The 17903-nt window shown below is 70.7% G+C and carries 17 protein-coding genes; 9 read left to right on the forward strand and 8 right to left on the reverse strand.

Annotation, left to right across the window (positions count from 1 at the left end; translation table 11 throughout):
* Window positions 1-7 precede the first annotated feature (7 nt).
* The 4 genes from A3CQ_RS0131575 to A3CQ_RS0131590 form a co-directional block, all read right to left on the reverse strand.
* Entirely contained in the window at window positions 8-895 is an 888-nt protein-coding gene (locus A3CQ_RS0131575) for a carbohydrate ABC transporter permease (RefSeq protein ID WP_020514959.1), read from the reverse strand.
* A gap of 2 nt (window positions 896-897) precedes the next feature.
* A complete protein-coding gene (locus tag A3CQ_RS0131580; RefSeq protein WP_020514960.1) occupies window positions 898-1857 on the reverse strand; it encodes a carbohydrate ABC transporter permease in 960 nt (319 codons plus the stop codon).
* A gap of 63 nt (window positions 1858-1920) precedes the next feature.
* A complete protein-coding gene (locus A3CQ_RS0131585; protein ID WP_020514961.1) occupies window positions 1921-3303 on the reverse strand; it encodes an ABC transporter substrate-binding protein in 1383 nt (460 codons plus the stop codon).
* A 237-nt stretch (window positions 3304-3540) separates the two neighbouring features.
* Window positions 3541-4533: a LacI family DNA-binding transcriptional regulator gene (locus A3CQ_RS0131590; protein WP_020514962.1), complete on the reverse strand. Its 993-nt coding sequence runs from the start codon at window positions 4531-4533 to the stop codon at window positions 3541-3543.
* A 234-nt stretch (window positions 4534-4767) separates the two neighbouring features.
* On the opposite strand from A3CQ_RS0131590, the gene A3CQ_RS0131595 reads away from it, so the two are divergent.
* The 5 genes from A3CQ_RS0131595 (at window position 4768) to A3CQ_RS0131615 (ending at window position 10733) form a co-directional block, all read left to right on the forward strand.
* Window positions 4768-5184: a YchJ family protein gene (locus A3CQ_RS0131595; protein WP_026206404.1), complete on the forward strand. Its 417-nt coding sequence runs from the start codon at window positions 4768-4770 to the stop codon at window positions 5182-5184.
* A 22-nt stretch (window positions 5185-5206) separates the two neighbouring features.
* A complete protein-coding gene (gene kynA, locus A3CQ_RS0131600; RefSeq protein WP_020514964.1) occupies window positions 5207-6061 on the forward strand; it encodes a tryptophan 2,3-dioxygenase in 855 nt (284 codons plus the stop codon).
* Window positions 6058-7281: a kynureninase gene (gene kynU, locus A3CQ_RS0131605; RefSeq protein ID WP_020514965.1), complete on the forward strand. Its 1224-nt coding sequence runs from the start codon at window positions 6058-6060 to the stop codon at window positions 7279-7281. The genes kynA and kynU overlap by 4 nt, the downstream gene beginning before the upstream one ends.
* The gene (locus A3CQ_RS54795; protein ID WP_020514966.1) at window positions 7278-8318 is read left to right on the forward strand and encodes an amidohydrolase family protein; all 1041 of its coding nucleotides are present in this window, start codon (window positions 7278-7280) and stop codon (window positions 8316-8318) included. The genes kynU and A3CQ_RS54795 overlap by 4 nt, the downstream gene beginning before the upstream one ends.
* A gap of 135 nt (window positions 8319-8453) precedes the next feature.
* A complete protein-coding gene (locus tag A3CQ_RS0131615; RefSeq protein ID WP_020514967.1) occupies window positions 8454-10733 on the forward strand; it encodes an ATP-binding protein in 2280 nt (759 codons plus the stop codon).
* Between the two features lie 3 nt (window positions 10734-10736).
* On the opposite strand, the gene A3CQ_RS0131620 is transcribed toward A3CQ_RS0131615, so the two are convergent.
* On the reverse strand, window positions 10737-11075 hold the full coding sequence (locus tag A3CQ_RS0131620) for an STAS domain-containing protein (RefSeq protein WP_084699307.1): 339 nt from the start codon (window positions 11073-11075) through the stop codon (window positions 10737-10739).
* Between the two features lie 142 nt (window positions 11076-11217).
* On the opposite strand from A3CQ_RS0131620, the gene A3CQ_RS0131625 reads away from it, so the two are divergent.
* Genes A3CQ_RS0131625 through A3CQ_RS0131635 form a run of 3 tightly spaced genes read left to right on the forward strand, consistent with a single transcriptional unit; the run spans window position 11218 to window position 13024 of the window.
* On the forward strand, window positions 11218-12048 hold the full coding sequence (locus A3CQ_RS0131625; protein WP_040433262.1) for an SDR family oxidoreductase: 831 nt from the start codon (window positions 11218-11220) through the stop codon (window positions 12046-12048).
* A 17-nt stretch (window positions 12049-12065) separates the two neighbouring features.
* Window positions 12066-12554: a YcxB family protein gene (locus A3CQ_RS0131630; protein ID WP_157296576.1), complete on the forward strand. Its 489-nt coding sequence runs from the start codon at window positions 12066-12068 to the stop codon at window positions 12552-12554.
* Entirely contained in the window at window positions 12551-13024 is a 474-nt protein-coding gene (locus tag A3CQ_RS0131635) for a YcxB family protein (RefSeq protein ID WP_020514971.1), read from the forward strand. Before A3CQ_RS0131630 ends, A3CQ_RS0131635 begins: the two co-directional genes overlap by 4 nt.
* On the opposite strand, the gene A3CQ_RS0131640 is transcribed toward A3CQ_RS0131635, so the two are convergent.
* Together A3CQ_RS0131640 and A3CQ_RS0131645 are read right to left on the reverse strand one after the other, a co-directional pair.
* A complete protein-coding gene (locus A3CQ_RS0131640; RefSeq protein WP_026206407.1) occupies window positions 13008-15107 on the reverse strand; it encodes a SulP family inorganic anion transporter in 2100 nt (699 codons plus the stop codon). The genes A3CQ_RS0131635 and A3CQ_RS0131640 overlap by 17 nt on opposite strands.
* A gap of 20 nt (window positions 15108-15127) precedes the next feature.
* Window positions 15128-16198 carry an NAD-dependent epimerase/dehydratase family protein gene (locus A3CQ_RS0131645; protein WP_040433263.1) on the reverse strand — a complete coding sequence of 357 codons (1071 nt, stop codon included), beginning with the start codon at window positions 16196-16198 and terminating at the stop codon, window positions 15128-15130.
* Window positions 16199-16320: 122 nt separating this feature from the next.
* On the opposite strand from A3CQ_RS0131645, the gene A3CQ_RS0131650 reads away from it, so the two are divergent.
* Window positions 16321-17373 carry a winged helix DNA-binding domain-containing protein gene (locus A3CQ_RS0131650; RefSeq protein ID WP_020514974.1) on the forward strand — a complete coding sequence of 351 codons (1053 nt, stop codon included), beginning with the start codon at window positions 16321-16323 and terminating at the stop codon, window positions 17371-17373.
* On the opposite strand, the gene A3CQ_RS0131655 is transcribed toward A3CQ_RS0131650, so the two are convergent.
* Window positions 17370-17870, reverse strand: a complete 501-nt coding sequence (locus tag A3CQ_RS0131655) for a mycothiol transferase (RefSeq protein WP_020514975.1) — start codon at window positions 17868-17870, stop codon at window positions 17370-17372. The two genes, A3CQ_RS0131650 and A3CQ_RS0131655, sit on opposite strands and share 4 nt — an antisense overlap.
* Between the last annotated feature and the right edge of the window lie 33 nt (window positions 17871-17903).

The following is a 17903-nucleotide window of genomic DNA, read 5'->3' on the forward strand; positions in this document are numbered from 1 at the left end:
GGCCGACCTAGCCCTTGACGCTGCCCGCCGTCAGGCCGGACATGATGTTCCGCTGGAAGATCAGGAAGATGATCACGGTCGGGATGGCGGCGATGACCGAGGCGGCGACGACCACGTTCATCGGGGTGCCACCGGAGAAGGCGTAGATGCCGACGCTGAGCGTGCGGGTCTCGGGCGAGGGCATCACCAGCTTCGGCCAGAGGAAGTCCTTCCAGACGTAGGTGACCGCGAAGATCGACACCACGCCGAGGATCGGCCGGGACATCGGCAGGATGATCGACCACAGCGTGCGCAGCGGCGTGGCGCCGTCCACCATGGCCGCCGCGATCAGGTCCTCGGGGATCGAGTCGAAGAACCGCTTCAGCAGGAAGATGTTGAACGCGTTGGCGACCAGCGGCAACCAGATCGCGAACGGCGAGTCGAGCATGCTGACGTGCACGATCGGGAGGTCGATCGCGGTCACGTACTGCGGGACGATGACCACCATCGCCGGGATCATCAGGGTCGCCAGCATGAGGCCGAGGACCACGTTGCCGAAGATCGGGCGGAGCTTCGAGAGGGCGTACGCCGCGGCCGTGTCGAACACGAGCTGGAAGAACACGGCGCCGATCGCGTAGTAGAACGTGTTGAACATCAGCTTCGCGAGGTTCAGGTTGTTCCACGCGTCGGCGTAGTTCTGCGTCTCGGGATGCTTCGGGAACAGCGTGGGCGGGGTCTGCGCGATCTCCTGGCCCGACTTGAGCGCGCCGGTGACCATCCAGTACAGCGGGCCGATGAAGACCAGCGTGAAGATCACGACAGTGAGTGTGATCAGGGTCCAGTAGACGGCCTTGCCCTTGCCGCGCTGGAGCTGCGCCTGGGAGATGAGCGTCCGGGTTCCGGAATCCTGTGCCATCGTCAGTCCTGTTTCGTGGTCAGCCGCACGTAGACGGCGGAGAAGGCGGCGAGGACCAAGAGCATGATCACGCCCAGCGCCGCGGCGCCGTTCAGATCGTTCTGGAAGAAACCGTGCTGGTAGATCAGGTACGCCACCGAGGTCGCCGAGTCCTGCGTACCGGCGCCGTTGGCCAGGATCAGCGGCTCGATGAAGACCTGCATCGTGGCAACGATCTGCAGCATCGCCAGCAACGCGAGGATCAGCCGGGTCTGCGGGATCGTCACGTTCCAGATCCGGCGCAGCAGGCCGGCGCCGTCGAGCTCGGCCGCCTCGTACAGCTCACCGGGGATGTTCTGCAGGGCGGCCAGGTAGATCAGGACCGCGGCGCCCATGTTCATCCAGGTCGACGCGATCACCATGGCCGGCATCGTCATGGTCGGCGACTGCATCCACTGCGACGTCGGCAGGTGGAAGAACTTGAGGATCGCGTTGAACAGGCCGGCGTCGCTGGGGTCGTACGCGTAGTACTTGAACAGGAACAGCGCCGAGGCCGGCGGCAGCATCACCGGCAGGTAGACCAGGATGCGCAGGTAGCCCTTGAAGTGCCGGAACTCGTTGAGCAGGATCGCCACGACGAACGGGACGGCGTACCCGAGGATGAGCGCGAGGACCGTGAAGTAGAAGGTGTTCTTCCAGGCCGTCCAGAAACTCGGGTCCTGGACGATGCGAACGAAGTTGTCGAAGCCCACCCATGTCGTCACGCCGCGCTTCGTGTGCTGGAAGCTCATCACGATTCCGCGGATCATGGGGAACCACTGGAACAGGGCGAAACAGAAGATCGCCCCGATCAGGAACGCGTACCCGGTGAGGTTGTCCCTCAGCTTGCGACCCCGGCGCGTCCGCGAGCCCGCGGAGAGATTCACCCCGGCCGGGCCACGCTGCTTCTTCTTCGTGTCCTGGAAGCTGATCGTCGTCGCCAACGAAGACTCCTGCGGTAGTCGGTGGCGCGGGGGCCGCGTCGCCGCGGCCCCCGCACTCGTCGGTCAGCTGCCGGCGGCCAGGAGCTGGTTGGTCTTGGTCTCGGCGGTCTTGAGGAGTTCGTCGACGTTGGCGTTGGGGTTGGTCAGGACCCCGGACATCGCGCTGTCGAGCACCGCGTAGATGGCCTGGGCGTTGGCCGGCTCACCCTTGATCGGGACCGGGGTGGCCTCGAAGAGACCGAAGTTCTCGCTCGGCACGTTCTGGTTGGCCTTGCGCAGGTCGACCTCTTGCTTCTGCGCTTCGGTGCCGGCGGCGAACAGCAGCGGCTGCGGCAGGCCGACGGGCTGGTTCTGCGGCTTGGCCCGGGCGTAGTCGAACTGGCCCTTGCCCGGGGTCAGCTTCTCGAAGGCGATCCACTTGAGACCGGCCTTGACCTGCTCCGGGGTGAGGTCCTTGCGGAAGAAGTAGCCCTCGCCACCGCCGAGCGTGCCCTTGGCGATGCCGTCCTGGCCGGGCAGCGGGGCCATCGCCCAGTCCTGGTACTTGCCCTGGAACTGCTGAACGATCGAGGTGGTCGCGTCCGGCGCGCCGATGAACATGCCGACCTTGCCGGCGGCGGCGTTGGTCAGCAGGTCGGCCCACTGGAGCAGCTGGCGGCTGCCCATGCTGTTGTCGCCGTACCGCATGTCCTTGAGGTTCGTCAGGACCTGCTTGCCCATCGGGTTGTTGAAGTCGGCCTTCTTGCCGTCCGACGAGAGGATCTCGCCGCCCTGCGAGTAGAGCTCGGCGGTGAAGTGCCAGCCGCCGGTGTTGCCGGCGCTGTAGTCCGAGTAACCGGCGACGCCACCACCCAGCGCGGAGATCTTCTTGGCCGCGGCGCGGACCTCGGCCCACGTCTTCGGCGGGTTGTTGATGTCGAGGCCTGCCTTGGTGAACAGGGTCTTGTTGTAGACCAGGCCCATCGAGTAGTTCTTGGTCGGAATCGCGTAGATCTTGCCGCTGTCGGTGAAGACCGCCTTGAGCGCGGGGTCGACGCTGTCCCAGGTGGGGATGTTGTCCTTGTTCGCGTACGAGGTGAGGTCGAGCGCCTGACCGGAGTCCAGCACCTGCTGGAGGTCGGTCATGTACCCGTAGAAGACGTCGGTCATCGTGCCGCCGGTGAGGCGGGCGGTGAAGTCCGGCGGGTTGTCGCACTGCTGGCCGACGCTGACGCTCTTGATCGTGACGTCGGGGTTCTGCTGCTCGAACGCCTTGACGTCCGCGTTCCAGTTCGCCAGCAGGTCCTTCTGGGAGCCGTCCGGCTGGCAGTCGACGGTGATGACCGTCTTGCCGCTCGCGTCCTTCCCCGAGTCGTCACTGCCCTTCGTGGAACACGCCGCGATGCTGAAGCCCAGACCGGCCACGAGAGCGATCGCCGCGGCCTTCCGGTACTGCGGTACGGACATCTGTCCATCCCTTCGGGAACGAAATATCCAGGAACTTCACTGATCTGCTGGGTCGTCGCCGCGAGGGCCCTGTGACGTGGGTCTCGCCGCCGTGTTTCGTGGAGGTGACGATACAAAGTCAAACCGTCGGCCGCAAGAAGCCGACTGCAAGAAGAAAAAACTCGACGCGCAGTCAGAAACCCGGAAACGACGAAGGGCGGGCCGTCGGCCCGCCCTTCGTTGAGGAATATCGCCTGGTCAGCCCGCCGGAACGGGAGCCGTGGAGCCCCGCACCACCAGTTCCGGCTCGAACAGAAGCTCGTCGGGGGCGACGCCGCTGCCCTCGATCTGGTTGACCAGCAGGTCGACGGCCGCCTGGCCCATCATCTCGATCGGCTGCCGGACGGTGGTCAGCGGCGGGTCGGTGCACGTCATCAGCGCGGAGTCGTCGTAGCCGACGACGGAGACGTCCCGCGGCACCTCGAGGCCCAGCCGGCGGGCGGCCCGGATCGAGCCGAGCGCGATCACGTCGCTGGCGCAGATCATGCCGGTCACGCCGCGCTCGATCAGGCGGGCCGCGGCCAGCCGGGCGCTCTCCATCGAGAAGGTCGTGCGCTCGACGTACCAGTCGTCGCCGGCGATCTTCTCGAGGGCGGCCAGCTTGCGGCGCGAGGGCACGTGGTCCTCCGGGCCCATCACCATGCCGACCCGCAGGTGGCCCAGCGACTTGAGATGCCCGTACGCCTGCTCGACGGCGACGGCGTCGTCGGTCGAGATGTGCGGAAAGCCCAGGTCGTCGACGCCGGCGTTGACCATGACGACCGGCATGCGGCGGTCGGTCAGCGCGCGGTAGTGGCTGTGCTCGGCCTCGGCCAGCGCATAGGACCCACCGGCGAAGACGACGCCGGAGACCTGATGGTCGAGGAGCATCTCGATGTAGTCGCGCTCGGGGACGCCGCCGATCGTGCGGGCCGCCAGCAGCGGGGTGAAGCCGCGCTGCGCGAGCGACGCGGTCACCACCTCGGCGAGCGCCGGGAAGATGGGGTTCTGCAGCTCGGGCAGGACGAGGCCGACCAGCCGGCCGCGCTCGCCGCGCAGCTTGGTGGGACGCTCGTAACCCAGGACATCGAGCGCGGTGAGCACGGACGCGCGGGTGGCCTCGGAGACGCCGGAGCGCCCGTTGAGCACCCGGCTGACCGTGGCCTCGCTGACGCCCGCCTTCTTGGCCACCTCGGCCAGACGTTTGGTCACGCCGGAATCCTACGTCAGCTCCTTGCAAAAACCGAACCCTGGTTTGCAGCGATGCCCGGCGCCGACGGCTGTGCTTGCAGATGCCGTCAAAGCGCCCAGGCCCGGGTTACCGGAATGTTGCGGGGCGTGGCGATCTTCGAAAACGGGTCCTGCGCTGAAGCGATTAAGTCGTCGCGCAGCGCGACGACAGCACTTACGCCACGGTTACATAACGCCAATGGGAGAATCGGCGGCATGGCTCGACGAACGAAGACCGTGACGGCATGCCCCTGCGGCCGCGGCCTGCCGTACGCGGAATGCTGCGCCCCCGCCCACCGGGGCCACGCGCCGGCCACGGCCGAGGCGCTCATGCGATCGCGGTACGCCGCGTTCGCGCTGGACGACGACGACTACGTGCTCTCCTCATGGCACCCCGACACCCGGCCCGCCGCCGTCGAGCCCGACTCGCACCTGCGCTGGGTCGGCCTCGACATCATCGAGTCGACGGGCGGCGGCCTGTTCGACGCGGAGGGCGTCGTCGAGTTCCGGGCGCACTACCGCGACCACGGCAAACCCGGCGACATGGTCGAGCGGAGCCGCTTCGTGCGCCACAACGGTCAGTGGGTCTACTGGGGGCCGATCCTTACCGACGGCTCTCTCGCCAACATCTGACCAGGTGTGATCTGCTTCAGGGGTGGCAAGCGAACAGCGACCTCTCGAGGACGGCATCGTCCGGGACTTCAAGGTCAACCTCTCGTACGGGAAATACCTGCACCTGGACGAGATCCTCAACGCTCAACACCCCGTGAGCGTCCCCGAGCACCACGACGAGCTGCTCTTCATCCTGCAGCACCAGACGTCCGAGCTGTGGCTGAAACTGGTGCTGCACGAGCTGCGCGGCGTCCAGCGGCACCTGGCCGCCGACGAGCTGCGGCCGGCGCTCAAGGGCCTGGCCCGGGTCAAACACATCCAGCGGACGCTCACCGAGCAGTGGTCGGTGCTGGCCACGCTCACGCCCAGCGAGTACTCCGAGTTCCGCAGCTTCCTCGGCACGTCGTCCGGCTTCCAGTCGTACCAGTACCGGGCGGTCGAGTTCCTGCTCGGCAACAAGAACCGCCGGATGCTGTCGATCTTCGACGACGACGCGGCCGCGCACGCGCTGCTGACCGAGGCTCTCGAGGCGCCCAGCGTCTACGACGAGTTCCTGCGCTACCTCGCCCGGCACGGCTACGACGTCCCGGTCGAGCTGCTGCAGCGCGACGTGACTCTGCCGTACACGTTCAACGAGGACCTGGTCCCGGTGTTCGTGCGGATCTACAACGACCCGGAGAAGCACTGGGCCGCCTACGAGACGTGCGAGGAGCTCGTCGACCTGGAGGAGAACTTCCAGCTCTGGCGCTTCCGGCACCTCAAGACCGTCGAGCGGACGATCGGGTTCAAGCGCGGCACCGGCGGCTCCAGCGGCGTGGCCTTCCTCAAGGCCGCCCTCGACCTGACGTTCTTCCCCGAGCTGTACGCCGTCCGCACGGAGATCGGAGTGCCGCGGTGACCGACGACCTGATCGCGCGGGCCACCGCCCTCGACGCGGCCGACCCTCTCGCCGTGTACCGCGAGCAGTTCCTGGCGCCGGACGGCTTCGACGTCGTGGCGTACCTCGACGGGAACTCGCTGGGGCGACCGCTCAAGGCGACGGCCGCGCTGATGGAGACCTTCATCCGGGAGAGCTGGGGCGGCCGGCTCATCCGCGGCTGGACGGACGAGTGGATGGAGTGGCCGCTCCGGCTCGGCGACCGGCTCGGCCGAGTGGCGATCGGCGCGGCGGGCGGGCAGACGGTGATCGCCGACTCGACCACCGTGCTGATCTACAAGCTCGCCCGGGCGGCGGTGGCGGCCCGGCCCGGCCGCGACCGGATCGTGCTGGACACCGACAACTTCCCCACCGACCGGTACGTGCTGGAGGGCATCGCCGCCGAGCGGGGCCTCGAGCTCGTCTGGATCGAGACCGACCCGGACACCGGCATCCACCCCGGGCAGGTCGCCGAGGTGGTCGACGAGCGGACGGCGCTCGTCCTGTTCAGCCACGTCGCGTACCGGTCCGGGTGGCTCGCCGACGTTCCGGAGATCACCAGGATCGCGCACGACGCCGGCGCGCTGGCGATGTGGGACCTGTGCCATTCCGTCGGCTCGGTCCCGGTCGAGCTCGACCGCTGGGACGTCGACCTGGCGGTCGGCTGCACGTACAAGTACCTCAACGGCGGACCGGGGGCGCCCGCGTTCGCGTACGCGAAAAAGGATCTTCTGCCGGGGTTGCGGCAGCCGATCCAGGGCTGGATGGGTCACCGCGCCTCGTTCGAGATGGGCCCTGGCTACGAGCCGGCCGAGGGCAGCCGGGCGCTGATCAGCGGCACCCCGCCCATCCTCGCGATGGTCCCGCTGCACGCGAACCTCGACATGCTGGAATCCGCCGGCATCGGTGCGGTGCGGGAGAAGTCGCTGCTGCTCACCGGGTACGCGCTGGACATCGCCGACGAGCTGCTGGCGCCGTTCGACGTCGAGGTGGTCAGCCCGCGGGATCCGCGGCGCCGCGGCGGGCACCTCACCCTGCGCAAGCCGGGCTTCGAGAAGCTGCTCGACCCGCTCTGGGACGCCGGCGTCATCCCCGACTACCGGCGGCCGGACGGGCTGCGGATCGGGCCGGCCCCGCTGAGCACCAGCTTCGGCGAGGTGTACCGGGGCCTGTCGGTGCTGCGGTCGCTGCTCGAGAAGTGACCGGGTACCTGCTGGCCGGGTCGCTGTGGTGGGACGGCCGCCTGCGCACGGGCTACGGCCTCCGCCTGGATCCGCCGGCGCCGGTCGCCGCCGACGACATCCCGGAAATATCTGAAATGTCGGATACGCGCCGCTTGCCGGGCACGCTGCTGCCCGGCCTGGTCGACGCCCACGTCCACTCCGGCCTGGTCGATCTGGCCACCGTGCGGGCCGGGGGCATCGCCGGGGTCTGGGATCTCGGCAGCGTCCCCGCCGACGTGGCGGCGCTGGCCTCCGCGACCGGCCGGAAGCTTCCCCGCATCCGCTATGCCGGACCGTTTCTGATCGCTTCCGGCGGCTATCCGAGCGACCGCTCGTGGGCGGCGCCCGGCAGCTGGCGCGAGATCGAGACGGCCGACCAGGCCTCGGCCGCCGTCGCCGAGGCGCACGCCGCCGGCGCCACCATGATCAAGGTGACCGCGCACGCGGGCGGCCCCCAGCTGCGCCTGTTCACGATGATGGCGATCGTGGACGCCGCGCACGACGCCGGCCTGCCGGTGGTCGTGCACGCCGAGGGCCCCGGCACCGTCGCGACGGCGCTCGAGGCCGGCGCCGACCTGCTCGCGCACACCCCGTGGACCGAGCCGCTCGACCGGGGCCTGATCCGCGCCTGCGCCGAGCGGATGGGCTGGATCAGCACGCTCGACATCCACGGCTGGGGCACACCCACCCCGTCGCTGGGCACCGCCGTCGGCAACCTCCGGCGTTTCCTCGAGTACGGCGGAAACGTGCGCTACGGCACCGACCTCGGCAACGGCCCGCTGATCCCGGGCGTGAACCCGCGCGAGATCCGCGCCCTGCAGTCGGCCGGCATGACCCCGGGCGACGTGTTGCTCGCCATGACCGACCGGGGGCCGGCGGGGCCGGCCGACGTCTCCTGGATACCCGGTGGCCTCGACCTCGACCCGGCCCGCTTCGCCGACGTCCTCGCCACGGCCCGGGTCCTGGACGACTCGGTCCGTCCACGTCAGGACGTTCGTCCTACCTCCTGCGGCTGACGCCGGCGTGTGTGAGCGCTCGCCGGGCATATGCTCCGGGGATCCCGTAGTCAGGCATCGAGCGAGGCTGATGTGGCGGAAGCGGCAGCAGGTCAACGGCGACCGGGAAACCTGCCGGCGGAACTGTCCAGCTTTGTGGACCGGGTAGGTGAGCGGGCGACCCTCAAGCGGCTGCTCACCGGCGCCCGGCTGGTCACGGTCACCGGGGTCGGCGGGGTCGGAAAGACCCGCACGGTGCTGCGGGTGGCGGCCGAGGTGCGCCGGGCCTTCGCCGACGGGGCGTGGCTGGTCGACCTCTCCCCGCTGGCCCAGGCCGGCCTGGTCGCCGAGGCCGTCGCCGACGCGCTCGGGCTGCGCGACCAGTCCACCCGCCCGCAGATCGAGATGCTCGCCGAGTACCTCGAACCCCGCCGGCTGCTGCTGGTGCTGGACAACTGCGAGCACCTGGCCGAGGCGTGCGCGCAGCTCGTCGACACGTTGCTGCGGGCCGCACCCGGCCTGCAGGTGCTGGCCACCAGCCGCCAGCCCCTGGTGGTGCAGGGCGAGCACGTCTTCCCGCTGCTGCCGCTGCCGGTGCCGCCCGCCGGATCGGGCCGACCCGTGGGCGACCCGGAGCGCGACGCCGCCGCGGTGCTGTTCGCCGAGCGGGCCCGCGCCGCCTCCCCCAGCTTCGCGCTGACCGAAAACAACCACGCCGCGGTGGTCCGGCTCTGCCGCGATCTGGACGGCATTCCGCTCGCGATCGAGCTGGCCGCGGTGCGCACCCGGGCGCTGCCCGTGCAGCAGATCGCCGACCTGCTCGAGGGCCGGCTGGCCGACCGGTTCGCGCTGCTGAGCGGCGGCGGCGCGGTGACCGGCCGGCACGAGTCGCTGCGTACCGCGATCGACTGGAGCCACGGCCTGTGCACCCGGGCCGAGAGCCTGCTGTGGGCGCGGATCTCGGTCTTCGCCGGCGCCTTCGACCTGGCCGCCGCCGAGGAGGTGTGCGCCGACGACCGGCTCGAGGCCGGCAGCGTGGTGCAGCTGGTGGCCGGCCTGGTGGACAAGTCGATTCTGCTGTGCGAGGAGAACCCGGCCGGCGCCCGCTACCGGCTGCTCGACACGATCCGCGAGTACGGGCTCGAACTGCTGAGCCGGATCGGCGAGGAGCAGCGGCTGCGGCGCCGGCACCGCGACTTCTACCTGCGCCTGGCCCAGCGGTTCGACACACAATGGTGCGGGCCCGACCAGGTCGACTGGTACCAGCGCCTGCGCCGGGACCACGCCAACCTGCGGGCGGCGCTGGAGTTCAGCCTGGCCGACCCGGCCGAGCACCAGGCGGGCCTGGAACTGGCCGCGGCCCTGCTGTACTTCTGGGTCGCCTGCGGGCACCACCGGGAGGGCCGGCACTACCTCGACCGGGTGCTCGCGCTCGACCTCCAGCCCGGCCGGGCGCTGACCAAGGCGCTGTGGGTGCGCGCGTGGGTCTGCGCGATGCAGGGCGACATGGCCGCCGCCCGGGAGCGGCTCGAGCAGTGCCGTCCGCACGCGCGGGCGCAGGACGACACCGCGGCCGCCGGCTGGATCGCCTATGTGGACAGCGCGATCGCCGTGTTCCAGGGCGACCCCGTCCGGGCCCTGCCGCTGACCGAGGAGTCGGCCGCCCTGCACCGCGCCGGCGACGACCCGGGGTGCGGCCTGCTCGTCGCGCTCAGCTCCCAGTGCATCGCGCTCGCGTTCGCCGGCGAGTTCGACCGCGAGATCACCGTCATCGAGCAGACCTGGGCGCTCTGCGACGAGCGCCGGGAGCGCTGGATGCGCTCGTACATCGACTACATGCGAGCGCTGGCCGAGATGGGCCGCGGCAACGCCGGCGCGGCGGTCAGCTACGCCCGGGACGCGTTGCGCTTCAAGCGGCAGCTCGGCGACAGCTCGGGCAGCGCGATGGCGGTCGACGTGCTGGCCACCGCCGCGGCCGCTCTCGGGGAGGCCGAGCGGGCGGCCCGGCTGCTCGGCATCGCCCACCGCGTCTGGGAGACGGTGGGCCTGCCCCAGCTGGGCTCGCCCGATCTCGTCGCGGCCCGCGCGGCCGTCGAGAAGCAGGCCCGCCAGACGACCGGCGACCGGGCCTTCGACGACGCGTACGCCGACGGACTCGGTCTCGATCTGGAGGCCGGGATCGACTACGCGCTGGACGAGCCCGGGCGGGCCGCACCCGCCGGGCCGGCCGCCGGCAACTGGGCGCCGCTGACCAGGCGCGAGCGCGAGGTCGCCGCGCTCGTCGCCGCCGGCCTGACCAACCCGCAGATCGCCGACCGGCTGGTGATCGGCCGGCGCACCGCGAACACCCACGTCGAGCACATACTCACCAAGCTCGACTTCAGCTCCCGGGCCCAGATCGCGGCCTGGGTCGCCACCCAGGAACGGGAAGCCTGACTCTCAGCTGCCCGGCTCGGCGCACATGCGGCGCTCCGGGGCCATCGTGAACACGTCCTGGAGGCCGAGGACGTCGAGGATCCAGCGGGTCGTGCGCGGCGCGCCGCTGACGGACAGCGTGCAGTCCGCGGCGGCGGCGTCGAAGTGCAGGTCATAGAGCAGCCGTACGCCGGTCAGGTCGATGAACTCGAGCCGGTGCAGGTCGAGGCGGATCGTGGCGGGATGCTCGCCGTCCAGCATCGCGCGGACCCGCGCGGCCAGGATGTCGGCGTTGCAGGCGTCCAGCTCGCCGGAGACGGCAAGACCGGTCGGTGTCTCCGTCAACCGCAGGGATCGTTCCATGCTCGCTTCTCTCCCTCGTCACGCACCGCTATCACAGACATCGTCGCGAGTGAACGGCGGGGGCGAATCGGTCAGATGACCGATCTGAGTGCCGAACGGCGAGCTGACGGGCGGTCGCGTCCTGGTCGCGTACAAAGGGACTATGGGTTTGATCGTTGTTTCCGGCGCGACCGGACGGCTCGGCGGGCGGGTGGCGCGACGCCTCGGCGGCGACCTGCGCCTGCTGGTGCGCGACCCGGCGCGCGCGCCCGAGGTGCCCGGCGCCGAGATCGCCGTCGCGGAGTACGCGGACCGTCGCTCCGTGCGCGCCGCCCTGCGCGGGGCCGAGACCGTGCTGATGGTCTCGGCCGCCGAGACGCCGGACCGGGTCGCCCAGCATCGCGCCTTCGTCGACGCCGCCGCCACGGCCGGGGTGCGCCACCTGGTCTACACGTCGTTCGCCGGGGCGGCGCCGGGCGCGACGTTCACGCTCGCCCGCGACCACTGGGCCACCGAGCAGCACATCCGGGCCAGTGGTCTGGAGTGGACGTTCCTGCGCGACAACCTCTACGCCGACTTCCTCCCGTTCATGGTCGGCGACGACGGCGTGATCCGCGGCCCGGCCGCCGACGGCCGCGCCGCGGTGGTGGCCCAGGACGACATCGCCGACGCCGCGATCGCGGTCCTCCGCGACCCGTCCTCGCACGCCGGCGAGACCTACGACCTGACCGGCCCGGAGGCACTCACCCTCACCGAGGCCGCCGGCATCGTCACCCGCGCGACCGGGCGCGAGGTGCGCTACCACCCCGAGACCCTCGAGGAGGCGTACGCGTCGCGCGAGCGCTACCAGGCCCCGCGCTGGCAGGTCGACGCCTGGGTGAGCACCTACACCGCGATCGCCGCCGACGAGCTCGCCACCGTGACCGGCGACGTGGCCCGGCTGACCGGCCACCCGGCAACGTCCCTCATGGACCTGCTGACCCGCGCGCACTGAGCCCTATGATCACCGGCGTGCGAATCGAGTTCACGTTCACCCGCGGGCCGAAGTACTTCGCGGTGGCGGAGCCCGACAGTCGTCACGACACGTGGCCGCTGGCTCCCGCCGCCGGGTTCGGCATCGCGACGGGCGGCCTGCTCATCGTCGTGCTGAGCGGCGAAATCCGGGCGTTGATCGCCGGCGGCCTCCTTGCGCTGGCCGGCCTCGCGCTGCTGGTCGTCCGCCGGCTCGTGATCCGCACCGACAAAGGAGTGGCGTCGGGATTCCTGACGCCGCGAACCTGGCTACTCACCGACGAACGCCTCGAGTCAAGCACCGAGCTGAGCACTGCCCGGTACAGCTGGTCCTCTTTCCGGTCCGTCGTCGTCGTGGACCAGGCTTACCTGCTGGTCCGGCCGGGCCCGACGGTCATCGACGTGCCGCGCTCGCCGCTCACCGAGGAGCAGGACGCGGAGTTCGCCGCGTTCCTGGCCGGTCTCGGATTTGCCGGAGCGGCGAAATGACGGCGCTGCACATCGAGGCGCACTCGGACCGGCCCGCGGTCGGCCGGCAGCGGCCGCCGGTTCGCCGATGGGTGTGGATGCTCTCGTTCGCGATGGACGTGGCCGCCCTGGCCGGCGCTTGGTGGGCGGGCATCCCGATGTGGCCGCCGGTGGCCCTGTGCTCGGTGGTGGTCCTCCACGGGGCGCTGCTGCTACCGGGTTGGCGAGCGACACGTCGGCGCCCCGGGCTGCCGCGAGCGTCGTCGGTGCGGCGTCGCTGGCTCGTCGACGACGCGGGAATCCAGGTCCACGGCGACGGTTCGTCGCTGGGCTGGCGGTGGCCGGCGATCATGGCGGTCAAGGAGACCCGGTCGGCGTACCTTTTCGTCCAGAACGGCGGCGGACCGAACCTCGACCTGCCGCGAGCGGCGCTCGACGCGACGCAGGACGCCGCTCTGCGGGAGTTCCTGGCACTCAAGGAGCTGCTCTGACCAGCGGGCGGGTGGTTGTGCCGTCCACCTCGTACATCCGGGCCTCGGCCAGATCGAAGTAGAGGCCGGTCAGCGTCAGGCCGTTCTCGAGAGCCTCCCGCACGACCGGGTAGGTGCGCAGGTTGGTCACCTGCCGGGCGACATTCGCGACACAGCATGCCCGCTCATCCGACATTTCCGGGAATGTCGTGCCGGAGCGGGCGAGCCATCGGCCGAGATCTCCATCCGAGTCGCCGGCCATCATGGCCTTGACCGCGCCGCAGCCGGAATGTCCGCAGACCGTGATGACCCGGACGCCGAGCACCGCGACGGCGTACTCGATCGCGGCGCCCACCGACGAGGAGTCGGTTCCGAAAGGCGGCACGATGTTGCCTACGTTGCGCACGCAGAACAGATCGCCCGGGCCGCTCGTGGTGATCAGGTTGGGCACCAGGCGGGAGTCGGCGCACGTGATGAAGAGCTGCTCGGGCCGCTGACCGTCGCGCGCCAGCCCGGCCAGCTGCGGACGCATCAGCGGCGCCACGCTGCGCTCGAACTCGCCCACCCCGGCCGCCATCGCCCCGCGCCGCCGGCGGTCCCGGTCCAGGTTCTGCCACTGCGTCCAGGAGCCGAGGCGTCGCGGCGTGCTCTTGCCGCCGCCGAGACGACCTGCGGTCGCTCGAGCGAACCATCCGTCGTGGGTCTCGCTGATCGTGATGCTTCCGCCGCTTTTCCCGTACGCCTCGCGCCAGTCCTCGATCACCTGAAAGGCCCCGTGGTCCAGGTAGTCCAGGTGCAGCTCGACCACCACCCGCTCCCCCGGCGGCACGGCCGCGAGCACCCGCGCGAGCCGCCCCGAGCAGACGAACGCGAGCGTCCCGCCGATCGTGACCGTCCACTGCCCCTCGCCGCGGGCGCTGCGGATCTCGCACCGGCACAGCCGCCACAGCATCAGCAGCACGGCCGCCGCGATCCCCGCCGCCACCCCGGTGAGCAGGTCGGTGGCGATCACCCCGCCCGCCGTGACCAGGTAGGCCGGCAGCTCGCGATGCCGCGCGTACGTGCGGATCTGAGCGAGGCTGACCAGCCGCAGCCCGACCACGACCAGCACCGCCGCCAGCGCCGCGAGCGGGATCGCCTCGAGCAGGCTCGCGCCCACGAGCACGACCACAGCGATCCACACCCCGTGGAGGATCGCCGAGGCGCGCGAGCGGGCGCCCGCCGCCACGTTGGCCGAGCTGCGCACGATGACCCCGGTGACCGGCAGGCCGCCGAGCAGCCCCGAGACGGTGTTGGCGCAGCCCTGGGCGACCAGCTCCCGGTTGAGGTCGGCCCGCGGCCCGTCGTGCAGACGGTCGACGGCCACCGCGGAGAGAAGCGACTCCACGCCGGCGACAAGCGCGACCGTGAGCACCGCGATCCCGATCTCCAGTGGCGCCGCGTCCGGCCACCGTGGCCACGTGATCGCGCCCAGCGGATCGGACGGCAGGTCGACCCGGGCGACGTCGGCCCCGGTCGCCGCGGCCACCGCGGTCGTCGCCACCACCGCGATCAGCGCGGCCGGCAGCATCGACACCCGCACCAGCCGCGGCCACCCGAGCAGCAGCCCGACGGTGAGCAGCCCGAGCAGGGTGGACTGGCCGTGGTGCCCGGCGATCTGTGCGGGCAGCTCCCGCAGGTTGCGCAGGGCCGAGCTCTGCGGCTCCCCGCCGAGCAGGACGTGGACCTGGCCGAGCGCGATGACCAGCCCGATCCCGGCGAGCATCCCGTGCACGACCGCCGGCGAGAGCGCGAGCGCCGCCCGCCCGAGCCGCGAGACCCCGAGCGCGATCTGCACGAGCCCCGCGAGCGCGACGACCGCGGCCGTCCCCGCGAACCCGAACGCCCCGATCAGCCCGGCCACGATCACGGTGAGCCCGGCCGCCGGCCCGCTGACCTGCAGCGGCGCCCCGCCGAGCGCACCGGCCACGATCCCGCCGACCACGGCCGCGATCAGCCCGGCCAGCATCGGCGCCCCGCTGGCGGCCGCGATGCCGAGCGACAGCGGAATCGCGATGAGAAAGACGACCACGGACGCCGGAAGATCACGCCTCAAGACGGACATGTCCGAAAAATACCGGGTGGCTAGGCCTTCCAGACGTCCTGGTTCGCCTCGTACATCTCGCGGAGGATCGCCGGCACGTCGTAGGTCAGCTTCCACTGCGGGTAGTGCTCCTCGAAGCGGGCGGTGCTGGAGATCCACCACTGGTGGTCGCCGACCCGGTTCTGCTCGACGTAGTCGGTACGCGCCTCGAGACCGGTGATCTCGGACGCGATCTGGAACGCCTCGATGTGGCTGCAGTTCGAGAAGCGGCCGCCGCCCATGTTGTAGACCTCGGCGACGCGCGGCGCCCGGTGGAACGCCTCGAACGCCGACACCAGGTCGTGCGAATGGATGGCGTCGCGGACCATCTTTCCCTTGTAACCGTAGATGTGATAGACCCTCTGCTCCATCACGCAGCGCATCACGTACGCGAGGAAACCGTGCAGCTCGGCGGCCGAGTGGCCGGGCCCGGTGAGCGTGCCGCCGCGGAACACCGCGGTGGGCAGGTCGAAGTACCGGCCGTACTCCTGGACCATCACGTCGGCGGCGACCTTGCTGGCGCCGAAGACGGAGTGCAGGCACTGGTCGATCGACATGGTCTCGTCGATGCCGCCGTACCACTTGTGGTTCTCGGGCAACTCGTAACGGGTCTCGCCCTCGATCAGCGGCAGCGAGTTGGGCAGGTCGCCGTACACCTTGTTGGTCGAGGTGAAGATGAACGGCGCCGACGGGCTGTGCTGCCGGACCGCCTCGAGCATGTTGAGCGTGCCGACCGCGTTCACGTCGAAGTCGGTGAACGGCTCGCGCGCGGCCCAGTCGTGCGACGGCTGCGCGGCGCAGTGGATGACCAGGCCGACGTTCTTGCCGAGCGCGGCGAAGAGCTTCAGCAGCCCGTCCCGGTCGCGGATGTCGATGTCGTGGTGGGTGTACCGCTCGCCGACCTCCTTCGTCAGCCGGTCCAGGTTCCACTTGGTGGAGCCGTCCTTGCCGAAGAAATAGCCGCGCATGTCGTTGTCGATGCCGACGACGTCCATGCCGAGGCCGGCGAAGTGCCGGACCGACTCGGAGCCGATCAGGCCGGCCGACCCGGTGACGACCACCACACTGCTCATCAAAAGACCTCCGCGAAAAGCTGCTTCGGAACCGGCCCGAGGTTACAGGGTGTGTGCATGGGCGGCTCCGGGCGACCCGATTGCGGACGGGTTCTGACCGCATTGGCCGATAGCCTGAACGCATGACCACGCTGAGCACGCGCGCGCTCAACCGGGCCACCCTCGCCCGGCAACACCTGCTGTCACGTGCGGAGATCGATCCGCTCGCGGCCATCGAGCACCTCGGCGGCATGCAGGCCCAGGCCCCGCTGGCACCTTACGTCGGCCTCTGGACGCGCCTGCTCCACTTCGTACCGGAGGAATTGTCGAAGCTGATCGAGGAACGCCGCGCCGTGCGGACGCACCTCATGCGAGCGACCGTCCACCTGGTGAGCGCCCGGGACTGCCTCGACTGGCACGCCCACTTCCGGGGCCGGCACACGGCCGCGATCGCCCCGTTGATCCGCGGGCTCTCAGCCGACCCGGCCGAGGTCGGCGCGCAGGCCAGGCGGCTGCTGGCCGAGAAGCCGCTCGTCCGCTCCGAGCTGGGCCGTCTGCTCGCCGAGCGCTGGCCGGACGACGATCCGAGCGCGCTGGCCTTCGCCGCCGCCCGCGAGGTCCCGACCTGCCAGGTGCCGCCGCGCGGGCTGTGGGGGCGCACCGGCCCGGCCGCCTGGGCACCGGTCGAGACCTGGCTCGGCGAGCCGCTGCGCACCACCCCGCTCGACGGCCTGGTGTTGCGCGCGCTCGGCGCGTTCGGGCCGGCCAGCGTCGCCGACCTGCAGATGTGGTCGGGCCTGACCCGGCTGGCCGAGGTCGTGGCACGGCTTCCGCTGGTGACCTTCCGCTCCGAGACCGGCCAGATCCTGTACGACCTGCCCGGCGCGCCCCGCCCGGACGAGGACGTGCCGGCACCGCCGCGCTTCCTGCCCGAGTACGACAACCTGCTGCTCGCCCACCGGGATCGCGGTCGCTTCAATCCGCACGGGCGGCCCGTCCCGCTGCCACCCGGCAACGGCGCGACCACCGGGACATTCCTGGTGGACGGCCGCTGGGAGGGGACCTGGGAGCTCCGCGAGAAAAAGCTCCGGCTCCGCGCGTACGCGCCGATCGAGCTGGACGCGCTCGTGGCGGAAGCCGCGGCACTCACCTCGTTCCTCGCGCCGGACGCGGAAGTTGTCGTCGAGGCCGACTAGAGCAGTCCTCGCAGGTAGGCCGCCTGGCCGGCGTGCTGAGCGTCGTCGTCGACCACGCTCACCAGGCGCACGCCCAGCGTCACCGGCGGCTCCCAGGCCGTGTCCACGACCCGGTCGAGGTCGGCGTCGGTGAGACCGGCGACGAACGCCATCGTGCGCTCGTGGACGGCCCGGTAATACTCCTCCAGGGCGTCCGCGCTCTCCGGGATCACGACGGCGACCTGGGCCGCGTTGTGGCCGTAACCGGTGTCCGACGGATCGGCCTTCAGTCCGAAGCGAGAGGCCCAGTCGCCGGTCACGTAGATCTGCTCCTCGCCCATCGCGTCGGCCAGATGGTCGTCCTGCACCCGGGTGAGGTGCCAGATCAGCCAGCCGATCGAGTTGGCGCCGGGCGTGGGCGCCCACCGCAGCTGCTCGGGGGTGAGGTCGCGCACGGCGCCGTGCACGAGGTCGGGAATGCGCCCGAAGGCGTCGGTCAGGATGTCCTTGGCGTCCATGCTGGTGTTTACTCCGTCCCGTTGGCTCGGGTA

This window comes from Paractinoplanes globisporus DSM 43857, assembly GCF_000379645.1.
GTDB classification, from domain to species: domain Bacteria; phylum Actinomycetota; class Actinomycetes; order Mycobacteriales; family Micromonosporaceae; genus Actinoplanes; species Actinoplanes globisporus.